This window comes from Vibrio sp. 2CM40D (assembly GCF_023161825.1).
In the GTDB taxonomy this organism is placed as follows: domain Bacteria; phylum Pseudomonadota; class Gammaproteobacteria; order Enterobacterales; family Vibrionaceae; genus Vibrio; species Vibrio alginolyticus.
The window spans coordinates 91,127-106,139 of the sequence record NZ_JALNTL010000005.1; the positions used below are offsets into that span (position 1 = coordinate 91,127).

Here is a 15,013-nt window from a genome sequence, read left to right on the forward strand (position 1 = left end):
TTTTCACCAGATATTCTATTTTGCCCCTTTTACGGTCGGCTTAACACTTGCTCTATGTAAATGCACCGTTATAGGGCTAGTAGATGCAATAAGCTTGCCGCTTCTTTTCGCGTGCACAGCAAGTGTGTGAGTGCCTCGGTCAATATTGTTTAACTGCCACACTATATGGTTTTGTGGTGCACCATAAGGTTTTCCATCGAGTAACAATTGCAATTGCTCACCGATACCAAGCTTGCGATTGGTTTCTAATTGAATATTGATGATGCCTCGATTGCTGCGGATGGTCTCGTTGTGCTTGGGAGCCAGCATCGAGAGTTGTAATGGGAGAGGCTTCTCGGTTGTTTTATCTGGCTTGTTTTGTGATGCAGTAGATGGCGTAGTCTGAGGTGCGAGCGATTCAGTACTTTCTACCTCAGGAGCTGGTGCGCTGGCTTCAAGGTTTGGCAGTGCGATCGCTTTTGCTCCTTTGTTTGGCGTATCGCTAAAGTGAACCACGCCATTTTCATCTACCCACGTATACGCGACCTGCGCGAAGGCGATAGAGGCGATTAACAATCCGCTGAGTGCACACAGTGATGGAATAAGCTGAACTTTCATTGCTCACCTTCTCTTGTTCGATGATTTCACGTTTCAATGGCTTAGCTCTTTGACCTGTAAGGAAAAATTCTAAGCGTATTTTTATTATCCCCTCATGTTAAACGTCGAAGCTTGAGTGGCGAATACAAAAAAGGCCCGCCTGCGAGGCGAGCCTAATATTTTATTGCTGTGTTTACATTTTACACAGTGTCGACCTTACACAGAGTAGTAAAGTTCGAACTCAACAGGGTGAGTTGTCATGTTCACACGCTCTACGTCCTGAGACTTAAGGTCGATGTATGAATCGATGAAGTCGTCAGAGAATACGCCGCCCGCTGTTAAGAACTCACGATCAGCATCTAGCTCTGCTAGCGCGTCTTTTAGTGAGTATGCAACAGTTGGGATTTCTGCTGCTTCTTCAGCTGGAAGATCGTAAAGGTCTTTATCCATCGCTTCGCCTGGGTGGATCTTATTCTTGATACCGTCAAGACCAGCCATAAGCATTGCTGCGAAACATAGGTATGGGTTCGCCGCTGGGTCACCGAAACGAACTTCGATACGACGTGCTTTCGGGCTTGGTACCACTGGGATACGGATTGAAGCAGAGCGGTTACGCGCTGAGTAAGCTAGCATTACTGGTGCTTCGAAGCCTGGTACAAGACGTTTGTACGAGTTGGTTGATGGGTTAGCGAATGCGTTGATTGCACGAGCGTGTTTGATGATACCACCGATGTAGTAAAGCGCCATTTCAGATAGACCGCCGTACTTGTCACCAGCAAATAGGTTTACGCCATCTTTAGCTAGAGACTGGTGAACGTGCATACCGCTGCCGTTGTCGCCAACAAGTGGTTTAGGCATAAACGTCGCTGTTTTACCAAACGCGTGAGCAACGTTGTGTACAACGTACTTATAGATTTGGATTTCGTCAGCTTTGGTTGTTAGCGTGTTGAAACGAGTTGCGATTTCGTTTTGACCCGCCGTTGCCACTTCGTGGTGGTGCGCTTCAACAACAAGACCCATTTCTTCCATTACTAGACACATAGCAGAACGGATGTCTTGAGATGAATCTACTGGAGCTACTGGGAAGTAACCACCTTTAACGCCTGGACGGTGACCTTTGTTACCTTCTTCGTAGTCAGAACCTGTGTTCCATGCCGCTTCTACGTCGTCGATTTTGAAGAAAGAGCCTGACATGTCTGTCGAGAACTTCACGTCATCAAATAGGAAGAATTCTGGCTCAGGACCGATAAGTACAGTATCTGCAACACCTGTAGAACGCATGAAGTCTTCAGCGCGTTTTGCGATAGAGCGTGGGTCACGGTCGTAGCCTTGCATTGTTGCAGGCTCTAAGATGTCACAACGGATATTTAGTGTTGCGTCTTCCGTGAATGGGTCAAGCACAGCAGAAGATGCGTCAGGCATCATTACCATGTCTGATTCGTTGATACCTTTCCAGCCAGCAACTGATGAACCATCGAACATTTTACCTTCTTCGAAGAAGTCTGCGTCGATTTGGTGAGCAGGGATCGAAATGTGCTGCTCTTTACCTTTTGTATCAGTGAAGCGTAGGTCAACAAACTTAACTTCGTTTTCTTGGATCAGCGATAGAACGTTTTCTACTGACATCTTGGATAACCTCCAGTGTTAATAAGCGGTAAAAGCTCGATTTATGAATTATTCATGAAACCTGGCATTTATTAATCAATTTGACTTTTCATTAATCGATGCTGTTTTAACTTAAGCCAAAACCGTGCCAAAAAAAATATTCCATTAATTTCAAGCAATTGTGTTTTTGAATGCTAGTTTGGTGCACTTGCTTGCACCAAAATGATCTTTGCTTGCACTATTATGGTGCCAAAAATCATTGTTGCACCATAATGTGACAGGTACATTGCGTATTCAGCCCAGTTTTTGAGCAAGAGTCAATTTGAATTATGCATCGATTAGAATAAAGTTGCGTTTAATCAATTCGTTCTGAGGAAGAAAATGGGCATTAAGCGTAAAAATCGCAGAAATGCTCGGGAGTAGATCACATATTTCTAGGCTTTTTGCTAAAATCTGGTACATTATGGCCGTTTTTTTAATCAGCAAATGTCGCCAGAGAGCACCCGTTCTCAGCGTGGGGGCATTTCATCTATCTAAGTGAATCAATATCCATGGCTACTCCACAGATTGATAAATTAAGAAATATCGCGATCATCGCGCACGTTGACCACGGTAAAACCACGTTGGTTGACAAGCTGCTACAACAATCAGGCACGCTTGAGTCTCGCGGTGAAGCTGAAGAGCGAGTCATGGACTCGAACGACATCGAGAAAGAGCGCGGTATTACCATTCTTGCTAAAAACACAGCAATCGACTGGAACGATTACCGTATCAACATCGTAGATACTCCGGGACACGCGGACTTCGGTGGTGAAGTTGAGCGTATCATGTCGATGGTAGACTCTGTACTACTTATCGTTGACGCAGTTGATGGTCCAATGCCTCAAACGCGTTTCGTAACACAAAAAGCGTTTGCTCACGGTCTAAAACCAATCGTTGTAATCAACAAGATTGACCGCCCTGGCGCACGTCCTGATTGGGTTATGGACCAAGTGTTCGACCTGTTCGACAACCTAGGTGCAACTGATGACCAGCTAGACTTTAAAGTAGTTTACGCATCAGCACTTAACGGTTGGGCTTCTCTAGAAGAAGGCGAAACTGGCGAGAACATGGAACCACTATTCCAAACTATCGTTGATGTTGTTGACGCGCCAAATGTTGACCTTGATGGTCCACTACAGATGCAAGTTTCTCAGCTAGACTACAGCTCTTACGTTGGTGTTATCGGCGTGGCTCGCGTAACTCGTGGTAGCGTTAAACCAAACCAGCAGGTAACCATTATTGGTGCTGATGGTAAAACTCGCAACGGTAAAGTGGGTACAGTAATGGGCTACCTTGGCCTAGAGCGTCACGAAGTGGAACAAGCTAACGCGGGTGATATCATCGCAATCACTGGTCTTGGCGAGCTGAAAATTTCTGACACTATCTGTGCACAAAACGCAGTAGAAGCATTACCACCATTGTCTGTTGATGAACCAACAGTAACAATGACGTTCCAAGTAAACACGTCTCCATTCGCGGGTAAAGAAGGTAAGTTCGTAACGTCACGTAACATCCTTGAGCGTCTTGAGAAGGAACTGGTACACAACGTTGCACTACGCGTTGAGCAAACAGACGATCCAGATAAATTCCGCGTATCAGGTCGTGGTGAACTTCACCTTTCTATCCTGATCGAAAACATGCGTCGTGAAGGCTTCGAGCTAGCAGTATCTCGTCCAGAAGTAATCATCAAAGAAGAAGATGGTCAGTTGATGGAACCGTTCGAAACGGTAACTATCGACGTAATGGAAGAGCACCAAGGCGGCATCATGGAGAACATCGGCCTACGTAAAGGTGAGCTGAAAGACATGTCTCCAGACGGTAAAGGTCGTGTACGTATGGACTTCGTTATGCCATCACGTGGTCTGATCGGTTTCCAAACGGAATTCATGACACTGACTTCAGGTTCAGGTCTTCTTTACCATACGTTTGATCACTACGGCCCTCACAAAGGCGGTAACATCGGTCAACGTGTAAACGGTGTACTAATCGCGAACGCGATGGGTAAAGCGCTAACTAACGCACTGTTCAACCTTCAAGAGCGTGGTCGTCTATTTATCGGTCACGGTGTTGAAGTTTACGAAGGTATGGTTATCGGTATTCACAGCCGTGACAACGACCTAACGGTAAACGCACTGAAAGGTAAGCAGCTAACCAACGTTCGTGCATCAGGTACCGATGACGCACAGGTTCTTACTCCGCCAATCAAGGTGACTCTTGAGCAAGCACTAGAATTCATCGATGACGACGAGCTAGTAGAAGTAACGCCTGAAAGCATCCGTATCCGTAAGAAGTTCCTAACGGAAAGCGACCGTAAGCGTGCTTCTCGTGGCGCGAAATAATTTTCGTTAAGCGATTCAATTAAGAAGAAGCCTCGAGTTATGCTCGGGGCTTTTTGTTTTCTGGAGTTGAATATGAACCCGATTATTATCACCGGTGGGCCTGGTGCGGGAAAAACAACACTGCTGAATGCGCTAGACGCGTGTGGTTACGCCACGTTTCCTGAAGGGTCTCGCGACTTGATTGAGCAGCAAAGCCAGTTAGAAAATGGTATTTTGCCGTGGACGAATTTACCTGAGTTTGCCAAGTTATGCCTTGGGTTGATGGACAAACAAAAGAGTGATGCGCGTTGTCATGATGTTGCGTTTGTTGATCGCGCCATCCCCGACATCATTGCATACCTACAAGTGGGCGGCTGTAAGGTTGACCAAGCTTTCTTAACCGAAAGCGCTGGGTACCATAGTCAGGTGTTTACTTGTCGACCTGAAGCATCCATTTACGTACAAGATGAAGTGCGTCCGCACAGCTTTGAAGAAGCATTGGAGATTCATCAGTCGTTAGTGAGTGTCTATACTGAGTTGGGTTATGAAGTGATAGAAGTACCATGGGGAACTGTGCCAGAGAGAGTAGGCTTTGTTCGAAGAGTCATCGGTTTACTCGGTAAGGTCGCCGACTAAAACCTCCTCACTAGGAGGAGGTCTAAATCATTTACTTTTGATTGAGCTTTTGTAGGAATTTATCGGACTCTGCAATCGCTTCGTTCATTTGTTTGATCGCAAACTGAATGTCTTTCTCTAAGCTAGAGAACTCACCTTGCAAAGAACCAATCGCACTGGCGTTAAGGTTGTGTTTTAAGTACAACGTGTTGTCACGTAGCGTATCCAGTACCGGTGTCATCTTTTTCTCTGCACGCTTCATAGCGCTAAGCATGGTTTTGTACGAGGCTTTGGTTTCACGTAGTTTTTGCTCGCTTGAACGACGCAGTTTCGCACTCGAGTACAGCTCTAGCTCATCTTGCCACTCATCAAACAGTGCGCCGGATACGTCTTCAATCGCAGCAATACGGTCACGTACGTCTTGAGCCGCTTTTTCGCTATCTTCGTATTTGTCATTGATGTTGTTGTAGACATTTTCTAGCTCACCACCATCAAAGTTGGTGATCGCAGACAAGGCTTCAAGTGCACTGGTGAATTCTTCTTGTGCATCTTGTTGAGATTCTTTGGCATCTTCGACGCGGTCGACCATAATATCTCGTTTATGATACCCAACCTGCTCCATTGCTGAGTAATAAGCAGATTGACACCCTGTTAAAGTGAAAATTGATAGTACAATTGCTAATAAATAAGGCATTCTTATGTCCTCGGCGCTAATTATGGGATGAACTATGAACCAGTTATCAGAGAGTTACAAGGCGAGATTAATCAATCTACTGCCAAGTTGCGTCGCGTTTTTTAAGTATCTTCTTAAGCGATTAACGCATGACCGTGTGAATGTGAACGCGGGCTATCTTGCCTACATTACCTTGTTATCCATCGTGCCAATGCTGACGGTATTGTTATCAATATTGTCGAAATTTCCCGTTTTTGCGAACGTTGGTGAGGTGCTGCAAGGCTACATTATTGAGAATTTTGTGCCAGCTTCTGGAGAAGCTGTACATACGGCATTACAGGAATTTGTGGCGAATACGGGCAAAATGAGCGCGGTTGGCGGTGGGTTTTTATTCATCGCAGCGGTCATGCTGATTTCCAACATTGATAAGAACTTAAACTACATTTGGCGAGTTAAAGACAAGCGCCGTTTAGTCTTTTCATTCTCTATGTATTGGATGGTACTCACGTTAGGGCCGATCATGGTCGGTGCGAGTATTGCGGCGACGTCGTACGTGACTTCGCTGCAAATTTTAGAGAATGAGACATTATCTGGTGCGTTTAATTTATTTCTGCGTTGGCTACCGTTGTTGCTGTCCTTTTTTGCTTTTCTTGGCTTGTATATTCTAGTGCCGAATAAAAAAGTACACCTCGCTCATGGTGCCATGGGGGCAGCAGTCGCCGCGATACTGTTCGAGTTGAGTAAAAAAGGCTTTGCACTCTACATCACTCAGTTTCCGTCTTATCAGCTCATCTACGGCGCGTTAGCGGCGATTCCTATCTTATTTGTTTGGGTGTATTTATGCTGGATGATCGTGTTATTGGGGGCGGAAGTTACGGCTGCGCTTGGTGAGCGAGAGCACTGGAGTGAAGATTTAGACATGATACACTCGACCGCTGAATCTCAGTTAACAGATGAAGGAAGCGAGAGTAGTGATAGCGCTAATTCAACGAGTCAGTGAAGCAGCCGTCCGTGTGGATGGTGAAGTCGTAGGAGAAATTGATCGTGGTCTGCTGGTCTTATTGGGCGTAGAGAAGGGCGACGATGAAGCCAAAGCAAAGCGTTTAATGGAGCGTGTTACAACCTACCGTGTGTTCGAAGATGACGAAGGCAAGATGAACCTGAACGTTAAACAGGTGGAAGGTAAAGTGCTGGTGGTTTCTCAATTTACGCTGCCTGCGGATACAAAAAAAGGCACGCGAGCTGGCTTTTCTCGCGGTGCGCATCCTGTGGATGCAGAGCGCTTGTATGATTACTTTTCTGACTTGTGTGAAGAAGTCTTACCCACACAGCGTGGCCGCTTCGCTGCCGATATGAAAGTGTCTTTGGTGAATGACGGTCCAGTGACGTTTTGGTTGCAGGTCTAATCTGGTAACACAGGCGCCATAGTCTAAGCTTTAACTCCAAGCTCATGGAATTGGCTTGGAGTAATTTTTCCGACACTGATTAGTGTTGTGCTTTCAAAGGATTGATATGTTCAAACTCATTACTCCCAAAACCGATAATCAGATAAACAAGTATTATCAGTTTCGCTGGCAACTGCTTCGTGAGCCATGGCGTATGCCGATCGGCTCTGAGCGCGATGAATACGACGAAATGAGCCATCACCGCATGATTGTTGATGGTCGAGGTCGTCCTATGGCGATTGGACGTTTATACATTACGCCGGATAATGATGGCCAGATCCGCTATATGGCGGTTAAAAATAATCGCCGTAGCAAAGGGATGGGTTCGCTGGTTTTGGTTGCACTAGAGTCGTTAGCGCGCCAAGAAGGAGCGAAACGCTTGGTGTGTAATGCCCGTGAAGATGCCATCGCCTTTTATGAAAAAAATGGCTTTGAGCGTCGAGGCGAGCTAACCGATGAGCGTGGCCCTGTGCGCCATCAGCAAATGGTGAAGCAACTGGATCCGATGGCCAATGTGTTACGTCGCCCTGAATGGTGTACTGAGCTTCAACAGCGCTGGGAGCAACAAATCCCAATTAGCGACAAAATGGGGATCAAAATTAACCAGTACACGGGTTACCAGTTTGAATGCTGTGCGCAGCTTAATCCTAACCTTAATCCCCATAACACCATGTTCGCCGGGTCAGCTTTTACCTTAGCAACCCTGACAGGGTGGGGGATGACGTGGCTGCTGCTTAAAGAGCGTGGGCTGCACGGTGATATTGTGTTAGCCGACAGCTCGATTCGTTATCGTCAACCAGTCGAACAAAACCCCGTGGCGAGTACTTCGTTGGATGGGATCAGTGGTGACCTAGACCGATTGGAGTCGGGACGCAAAGCACGCATCGTTATTCACGTAGTGATTTATAGTGGTGACACGCCCGCTGTGGATTTTGTCGGTACCTATATGCTGATACCGAATTACTCGCAGTTACTCAGTTGCTGATGGGGTAAACGCCGACTGATCTGCTGGGCGCTTATCTGTTTCACCTTCTTGCTCTGTCGGTGAGAGGGTTTGTTCTGCTGCGGAATTCGTGTCGGGTACTTCATCTTCTTCGATAACTTCTTCGTAAAGCTCTTCCTCTTGAGTCTCCAAATTGATGTTATCAATTACGGTTGGCTGCTCGATGGAAGGTTCATTTTTCTGTGGAGTCTCAATATCAGTAGGCTCGGCCAGTTTTGATGCGTTCACGCACTCATTACGGTGGGTTTCACCACTTAGTAGATCGCCTTCAATGTTTCCGCATGACTCTTCCAATTGATAAGTAATGCCACTTAGCGGGTTGTTGGCCATATCAAATGTTCCCCAAACCTTACCACTTATGGCTTTTCCTGAGATTGTGACCGGCTTTATGGATACTTCCCCTCGTTGCGCGCTTAAACGCAGTGGACTTAAGGTAATGGCTTTGAGCGAATGATCCGCTTGGGACTTCAAGCGGGTATCTCGGAGATTGGCTTCCACTTCACCCGATAAGCTGTAGGCCAGCATGTTGCGATCACCTGATAACCCTTGTAGATCGAGGCTGAGATCGGAAAAACCATCAATAGCCAGTGTGTCGGGTAAAAAATAATCGTGGAAGAGCGATAAGGGAATACCATCAGCATTGACGTTGAGCGCCCAAGGTTGGCTCGGGGTACTCAAATCTATTTGTCCGATGCCTTCTACGTAGCCTTGCTCGAGTGGCGCAAAAAGGCGAGTCAATTGCCAAAAGCCATCTTTGCTTTGCATGGCAAGTGCTGCGTGAGACGTGAGTATTTGGTCATAGCTGGCATTGACAACGCTGACTTCCAATTCGCCTTGCCAAAGGCCCCAACGTTGAGCCGACTGTTTAATATCAAGCTGTTGCCCTTCGATATTTAAACCGGAAAGTTGCCAATAAGGTTCGTGAGATAGCTGGATAATTTGGCTGCGCTCAATGTCGAGTCGTTCGATTGCAACATGCTCTAACTCGCTGGTGGCGGCGTGCCACCAATTTAGGTTGTCTTCTGGCTGTGTTGCCCACTTGAGGCCTTGAATAGAGGCTTCTTTGAGCTTCCATTGTGTTGGCGTGAACAATCCAGAAACTTGTACTCGACCTTGCTGCCAATCTAAGCTGAGCTCGTTGAGCTGGATTACTCCTGGCTCGATAGCGGCACTCAAACGTGGCTCTATTGCGGTTTGCTGCTGGAATCGAACGCTATCCGCCTGCAATGACACTTGAGCTTTTTGAGCTTTTGTCTTCCAGAGAGACAGTGGCAGTGTGGCGTTTTCCACAGAAAGATCCAAGTTCTGCCAGTGCCAGTCGCCCCATTCAATATCGGCGTTAAGCAAATCTAAGCTATTAATATGATTAATGTTAAATGGTAGATCGTGCCAAGGTTTTGCAAGCAGTGATTGGCGCTGCGTATTACTCAGTTTCAGCTTGTTGATGGTCACATTTACTAAAGACCAGCCTTGAGGATACTGCTCCCCTTGCCCAGATATTTGACTGTTACGCCAGTTAAAAGAGGTGCCATAAAGCGTACTGTCTTGCGGTTTGTAGTCTATATCGACTAAGACTTGATTAAAGGCTTCGCCATTCCAATAGAGTTGGTCAGCTGCAAGTTGAACTTCGCCATATGGTATTAATTGACCATTCCATTGTGGTGATTGAATTTGAAGGTCAATGCCATTGGCAGAGAACTGCTCGTCGGCGTAATCAATATTTTTGAGCGCGATTTGATGGAATAAAACGTTGTCTAAAGGTGGGAGCTTTGGTGCGCCATACTGCAAGCTCATACCATCAATCAATAAACTATCAACGATCCATTTACCATCGCGATAAACATCGGGATTCATCCATAAATCGACTTGCTCGATGTAAGACGCATCGTCTCCGCTGGTGTTCACGCGTTGTAAAGTTAGGTGATAGGGAAAGCCATAACGCACGCTTCCGGCCCGGAAGGGAAGAGAAAAGGTGTTTGACAGCAAGCGCCAGGTTGCGTCCGCGTAAGATGTTGTTAGCAGCGCAATCGTAGCGGCTGGAATGGCAACTAAGATAACCAGTAACAGAAGTAGAACTCGACGCGCTGTTTTCATCTTTGCTAGAACCTACGTGTGTTATGAAATAAAACTAGATAGGCTTTAGCTTGTATCAATATTCTGTGGTATTCAATAAAAAGCCCCTCAAAAGAGGGGCTTGAAGCAATTTTTGTAACTTGGCCTACGTAAAGGTGATAAGTTAATGCCAACTTTTCACTGCGTTTACGCGACGTCGCTGTTACTCGATTTAATCAATCTGAGGACCAGCCGCAACCAGAGATTTACCTTCAGCGTTGTCTGTGTACTTATCAAAGTTATTGATAAAGCGCGCTGCTAAATCTTTCGCTTTGCTTTCCCACTGAAGTGGGTCAACGTACGTGTCGCGAGGGTCTAGAATGCTAGGATCCACACCTGGTAGTGACGTTGGTACTTCAAGGTTGAAGATTGGAATGTGCTTAGTTGGTGCTTCTTCAATCGAACCATCAAGAATGGCATCAATAATTCCGCGTGTATCTTGAATAGAGATACGTTTGCCAGTGCCGTTCCAACCAGTATTCACTAGGTAAGCCTCAGCGCCTGCTGCTTCCATGCGTTTAACCAGTACTTCTGCGTATTTAGTTGGGTGAAGCGTTAGGAACGCCGCGCCGAAACAAGCAGAGAAAGTTGGTGTTGGCTCAGTAATACCGCGCTCTGTTCCCGCTAGTTTGGCGGTAAAGCCAGACAGGAAGTGGTACTTAGTTTGCTCGGGTGTCAATTTAGATACTGGAGGCAGTACGCCAAATGCATCGGCTGATAGGAAGATCACTTTATTCGCGTGACCGCCTTTTGATACTGGCTTAACGATATTATCGATATGGTAGATAGGGTAAGAAACACGTGTGTTTTCTGTTTTCGAACCATCATCAAAGTCGATAGAACCATCGCCACGTACTGTTACGTTTTCTAGCAGTGCATCACGACGAATTGCATTGTAGATGTCCGGCTCTGCTTCTTTCGAAAGTTTGATGGTTTTTGCGTAACAACCACCTTCGAAGTTGAAGACACCGTCATCATCCCAGCCGTGCTCATCATCACCAATTAGCGCACGTTTAGGATCAGTCGACAGGGTCGTTTTACCCGTACCAGATAGACCGAAGAATACCGCTACATCGCCATCTTTGCCCATGTTAGCGCTACAGTGCATTGATGCGATGTCTTTTAGTGGAAGGAAGTAGTTCATCATCGCGAACATACCTTTCTTCATTTCACCACCGTACCAAGTACCACCGATAAGTTGCATGCGCTCGGTTAGGTTAAATACGGTGAAGTTTTCTGAGTTCAGGCCTTGCTCTTCCCATTTTGGATTAGTGCATTTTGCGCCATTCATTACTACGAAGTCTGGTTCAAATGTCGCTAACTCTTCTTCCGTCGGGCGAATAAACATGTTTTTAACGAAGTGCGCTTGCCATGCGACTTCTGTGATAACACGAATGCTCAAACGTGTATCTGGGTTTGCACCACAGTAACCGTCAACAACAAACAAGCGTTTGTTAGAAAGCTGGTTTGTGACCAGTTCTTTTAGCTCGTCCCACACTTCAGGAGTGATTGGTTTGTTATCATTTTTCACTTGATCAGACGTCCACCACATATGTTCTTCTGTCGTAGCGTCTTTGACGATATATTTATCTTTTGGTGAGCGACCAGTAAAGATGCCAGTGTCAACGGCAACCGCACCTAGTTCAGTAACCACGCCGCGCTCATAACCGGTTAGGTCTTCACGCGTTTCTTCCTCAAACAACATTTCGTAGCTTGGGTTGCGAATAACCTCTTTTACGTTATGCAGTCCGTGCTTGGTTAGATCAAGTGTTGCAGCCTTAGTATGTTCCATAACGGTCATAGGTGCTCCTTATAAGGATTTTGTAGGGATTTTGTAAGAATGTTTTAATTTTAATCTGCTCACCATGCTAGCAACGGGGCGGGGAGAAAACAGGGAGATAGCTCAAAATTTGCCCATGATTTCAATAAGGTTTTAGGTAACCCGTCACATATTGGTGGGAATAGTCTATCGTGCACGCAATCCTTTGCGCTAGGGCAAAATCATTATTAATTGTTTAAAATTAAGCAGTTGTTTTATTACGCTTGAGGCTAGTTATTACGAGGGGTTGATCACAAAAAGGCCAGCATTAAGCTGGCCTTTTGTAGGGTAAATTACGTGCTTGATAAGCTATGTAAATTAATGCAGGGTTTTCTTGTCTGTAGAAGCTTGTGCATACAGTTCAGTGACTTCAGATTCGTCGAACGTATAAGTTGTGCCACAGTAATCACAATGTAAAGAAACTGATCCAACTTCTGCCAAAATGTCATAAATTTCAGCTTTCTCAACGGTGATGATTGCGGCACCGCTACGCTCACGAGAACAGCCACAATGGAACTCGACAGGTTGTGGCTCGTACAGACGTACTTTGTCTTGGTTATATAGTCGATACAATAACTCGTTCGCTTCTAAACCAAACAATTCTTCATCTTTTACTGTATCAGTGAGCTGCTCTAGATGTTCGAAATCATCTGGAGAGCCAGTGCCGTCAGGGATCACTTGAATCAACATACCTGCTGCGTGTGCTTTGCCCTCATGCTCACCAGTGCGGATCCATAGGCGCGTTTTTAACTGCTCTGAGTTTGCAAAGTAGCCTTCTAGCACTTCTGCTAAAGTGTCACCTTCTAATCCAACGACACCTTGGTAACGCTCGCCGTTTTTCGGTTCGATAGTGATCACAAGGTAGCCCTTACCCATTAGATCGTGAATGTTTGCGTCATCGGCAATATCGCCTTCCCAGCGAGCTACGCCACGAACACGTTGGTTATGGTCACCGTTGATAACGGCAAGAGACACAGGACCGTCGCCTTGTAGCTGGATGGTGATCGAACCTTCGAACTTAAGAGTGGCAGTTAAAAGAGTAGTTGAAACGAGTAGCTCACCCAGCAGTTTCTCTATTGCTGCCGGATATTCCTTGCTGGAGATAACACGTTGGTACGCTTCATCCAATTGTACCAACTCGCCACGTACTGAAAGATCTTCGAATAGGTAGCGGTTTAAAACATTATTTGCCATGGAGTGCTTTCCTCGTTGGTAATTCCGGCTTTTATTGGTGTTTGAACTTAATGATGTCTCGGCGCTGCTTTTTATCTGGGCGGCGTTCCGGACTTGGGTTGTGGGCATTAAGCTTACGTTGAGTCGCGTGTTCCTCACGTTTCGCGATACTCTCATTGGTTTCGCGATATAAGGTTTGTGCGATGGGAGCGCCTCGGCGTTGATCTGAGATTTGTTCGATGATCACGATTTTTTCTTCGTTGCCTTGACGAAGTCTGACTTCAGCGCCCACTTCAACGATTTTACTCGGCTTGCTTCGTTGGCCATTATAGTGGACTTTACCGCCATCGACCATGTTACGCGCGATGGAGCGGGTTTTGTAAAATCTTGCGGCCCATAGCCATTTATCTAGCCTAACGGCTTCATTTAGGGAACTCATAGAACACTACGCTATCTAATCACTGCCCGAATACGGCAATGAGTGATGGATTATTCACCTACAGATGGAGTCAAGGCGTATTTTTTTCAAGGGAGTTGGCAAAAACTGCATAAGAAAAAGGTATGAAAGACAACTTGTGATATAGTTCACTGCTCTTTGTTGAGTAATAATTTTATTGCAAATTTAGCAATTTAAAGTCGATAGCTATCGTTATAGCTTAAATGACGGACGTTAGAATAAAGGAATCCATTCAGTGAAACGTTTAGAGCTAAGTGCAGGATTATCAAGCAGACCGCTACTGGCTCAGATCAAGTCCAATCATTATACCATTCAAGCCAAACTTAGCTTGTTGCTTACCTGTCTGTTTATTGCGATAACCGGATGGATACTTGGCAAAATTGTGTGGTTAGCCATACCTCAATCGTCGGAAGTGCCGCAATGGCGTCCATCGGCGAGTAGCGTTGCTGCGAGCAATAAAGGCGACGCGATAGATTTTAATGCCCTTCAGAATGCCAACCTATTCGGTAAATACACTGAGCAAAAAGCGGCGGTTGTAGAACAGCCTATTGTTAAAGACGCCCCTAAGACGCGCCTTAACCTTACGCTGGTCGGTGCGGTTGCAAGTAGTGATGCCAACACCAGCCTTGCTGTTATTGCTAACCGAGGTAAGCAAGCTACGTACGGTTTGGGTGAAGAAATCGAAGGGACACGTGCGACACTAAAAGCGGTATTGGTGGATCGCGTCATCATTGATAACCAAGGTCGAGACGAGACCTTAATGATGGAAGGTATAGAATATAAGAAGCTATCTGAATCGCCGCAGGTAGCTAGGGCGCAAGCTCAGCGAGCAGAAGCAGCGACGTCTGACGTTGGAGAGAAATTAGAGCAAATCCGCGAGGAAATTGCGAAAGATCCACAAAGCGTTTTTAAATACATCACCATTTCACCCGTCAAAAAAGACGGAGACATTGTTGGTTATCGAGTATCACCTGGTCGTGATGCCGCATTATTTAATGATGTAGGGCTACAACCTGGCGATATTGCGGTTCAACTGAACGGGATCGATTTAAGTGACCCGTCTTCTTCAGTACAACTGATGCAAGTGATGAGCGATCCGCAAGAATTAAATTTAACTGTTGAGCGAGACGGCCAACAGTACGATATCTATATCCAATTGTAAGACTTAGGCAACC

At 45.9% G+C, this 15,013-nt stretch carries 13 protein-coding genes; 6 read left to right on the forward strand and 7 right to left on the reverse strand.

Annotation, left to right across the window (positions count from 1 at the left end):
* Positions 1-15: 15 nt before the first annotated feature.
* Positions 16-597 (reverse strand): DUF4124 domain-containing protein, encoded by a 582-nt coding sequence (locus MTF70_RS12765; RefSeq protein ID WP_017635013.1) that lies wholly within the window; start codon positions 595-597, stop codon positions 16-18.
* 195 nt (positions 598-792) lie between these two features.
* Complete coding sequence (gene glnA, locus MTF70_RS12770) at positions 793-2,202, reverse strand: glutamate--ammonia ligase (protein WP_005379275.1); 1,410 nt, start codon at positions 2,200-2,202, stop codon at positions 793-795.
* 530 nt (positions 2,203-2,732) lie between these two features.
* Between glnA and typA the strand changes: the two genes are divergently transcribed.
* Positions 2,733-4,562: a translational GTPase TypA gene (gene typA / locus MTF70_RS12775; RefSeq protein WP_248394045.1), complete on the forward strand. Its 1,830-nt coding sequence runs from the start codon at positions 2,733-2,735 to the stop codon at positions 4,560-4,562.
* Between the two features lie 72 nt (positions 4,563-4,634).
* Complete coding sequence (locus MTF70_RS12780) at positions 4,635-5,177, forward strand: AAA family ATPase (RefSeq protein WP_005382971.1); 543 nt, start codon at positions 4,635-4,637, stop codon at positions 5,175-5,177.
* 31 nt (positions 5,178-5,208) lie between these two features.
* Here MTF70_RS12780 and MTF70_RS12785 read toward each other — a convergent pair whose 3' ends face one another.
* A complete protein-coding gene (locus MTF70_RS12785) occupies positions 5,209-5,850 on the reverse strand; it encodes a DUF2959 domain-containing protein (protein WP_005382972.1) in 642 nt (213 codons plus the stop codon).
* 34 nt (positions 5,851-5,884) lie between these two features.
* Between MTF70_RS12785 and MTF70_RS12790 the strand changes: the two genes are divergently transcribed.
* From MTF70_RS12790 to MTF70_RS12800, 3 genes are all read left to right on the forward strand, one after another.
* Complete coding sequence (locus tag MTF70_RS12790) at positions 5,885-6,829, forward strand: virulence factor BrkB family protein (protein ID WP_005379281.1); 945 nt, start codon at positions 5,885-5,887, stop codon at positions 6,827-6,829.
* The gene (gene dtd / locus MTF70_RS12795) at positions 6,801-7,235 is read left to right on the forward strand and encodes a D-aminoacyl-tRNA deacylase (protein ID WP_021034088.1); all 435 of its coding nucleotides are present in this window, start codon (positions 6,801-6,803) and stop codon (positions 7,233-7,235) included. The genes MTF70_RS12790 and dtd overlap by 29 nt, the downstream gene beginning before the upstream one ends.
* Before the next feature lie 106 nt (positions 7,236-7,341).
* A complete protein-coding gene (locus tag MTF70_RS12800) occupies positions 7,342-8,259 on the forward strand; it encodes a bifunctional GNAT family N-acetyltransferase/hotdog fold thioesterase (protein ID WP_005379283.1) in 918 nt (305 codons plus the stop codon).
* On the opposite strand, the gene MTF70_RS12805 is transcribed toward MTF70_RS12800, so the two are convergent.
* The 4 genes from MTF70_RS12805 to hslR form a co-directional block, all read right to left on the reverse strand.
* The gene (locus tag MTF70_RS12805) at positions 8,245-10,371 is read right to left on the reverse strand and encodes an AsmA family protein (RefSeq protein WP_005382976.1); all 2,127 of its coding nucleotides are present in this window, start codon (positions 10,369-10,371) and stop codon (positions 8,245-8,247) included. The genes MTF70_RS12800 and MTF70_RS12805 overlap by 15 nt on opposite strands.
* A 190-nt stretch (positions 10,372-10,561) precedes the next feature.
* Positions 10,562-12,190: a phosphoenolpyruvate carboxykinase (ATP) gene (gene pckA / locus MTF70_RS12810; protein WP_005379288.1), complete on the reverse strand. Its 1,629-nt coding sequence runs from the start codon at positions 12,188-12,190 to the stop codon at positions 10,562-10,564.
* A gap of 336 nt (positions 12,191-12,526) precedes the next feature.
* The gene (gene hslO / locus MTF70_RS12815) at positions 12,527-13,402 is read right to left on the reverse strand and encodes an Hsp33 family molecular chaperone HslO (RefSeq protein ID WP_031780788.1); all 876 of its coding nucleotides are present in this window, start codon (positions 13,400-13,402) and stop codon (positions 12,527-12,529) included.
* Between the two features lie 31 nt (positions 13,403-13,433).
* On the reverse strand, positions 13,434-13,820 hold the full coding sequence (hslR, locus tag MTF70_RS12820) for a ribosome-associated heat shock protein Hsp15 (protein ID WP_005379292.1): 387 nt from the start codon (positions 13,818-13,820) through the stop codon (positions 13,434-13,436).
* Between the two features lie 253 nt (positions 13,821-14,073).
* Here hslR and gspC point away from each other — a divergent pair, with 253 nt between their 5' ends.
* A complete protein-coding gene (gspC, locus tag MTF70_RS12825) occupies positions 14,074-15,000 on the forward strand; it encodes a type II secretion system protein GspC (RefSeq protein WP_005379294.1) in 927 nt (308 codons plus the stop codon).
* The last annotated feature ends 13 nt before the right edge of the window (positions 15,001-15,013 follow it).

Bases quoted from the DNA above. Each gene is read 5' to 3' on its own strand.
- typA (WP_248394045.1), top strand. From the start codon at position 2,733: ATGGCTACTCCACAGATTGATAAATTAAGAAATATCGCGATCATCGCG.
- MTF70_RS12800 (WP_005379283.1), top strand. From the start codon at position 7,342: ATGTTCAAACTCATTACTCCCAAAACCGATAATCAGATAAACAAGTAT.
- MTF70_RS12785 (WP_005382972.1), bottom strand. From the start codon at position 5,850: ATGCCTTATTTATTAGCAATTGTACTATCAATTTTCACTTTAACAGGG.
- glnA (WP_005379275.1), bottom strand. From the start codon at position 2,202: ATGTCAGTAGAAAACGTTCTATCGCTGATCCAAGAAAACGAAGTTAAG.
- hslR (WP_005379292.1), bottom strand. From the start codon at position 13,820: ATGAGTTCCCTAAATGAAGCCGTTAGGCTAGATAAATGGCTATGGGCC.
- hslO (WP_031780788.1), bottom strand. From the start codon at position 13,402: ATGGCAAATAATGTTTTAAACCGCTACCTATTCGAAGATCTTTCAGTA.
- MTF70_RS12790 (WP_005379281.1), top strand. From the start codon at position 5,885: ATGAACCAGTTATCAGAGAGTTACAAGGCGAGATTAATCAATCTACTG.
- pckA (WP_005379288.1), bottom strand. From the start codon at position 12,190: ATGACCGTTATGGAACATACTAAGGCTGCAACACTTGATCTAACCAAG.
- MTF70_RS12780 (WP_005382971.1), top strand. From the start codon at position 4,635: ATGAACCCGATTATTATCACCGGTGGGCCTGGTGCGGGAAAAACAACA.
- MTF70_RS12765 (WP_017635013.1), bottom strand. From the start codon at position 597: ATGAAAGTTCAGCTTATTCCATCACTGTGTGCACTCAGCGGATTGTTA.
- MTF70_RS12805 (WP_005382976.1), bottom strand. From the start codon at position 10,371: ATGAAAACAGCGCGTCGAGTTCTACTTCTGTTACTGGTTATCTTAGTT.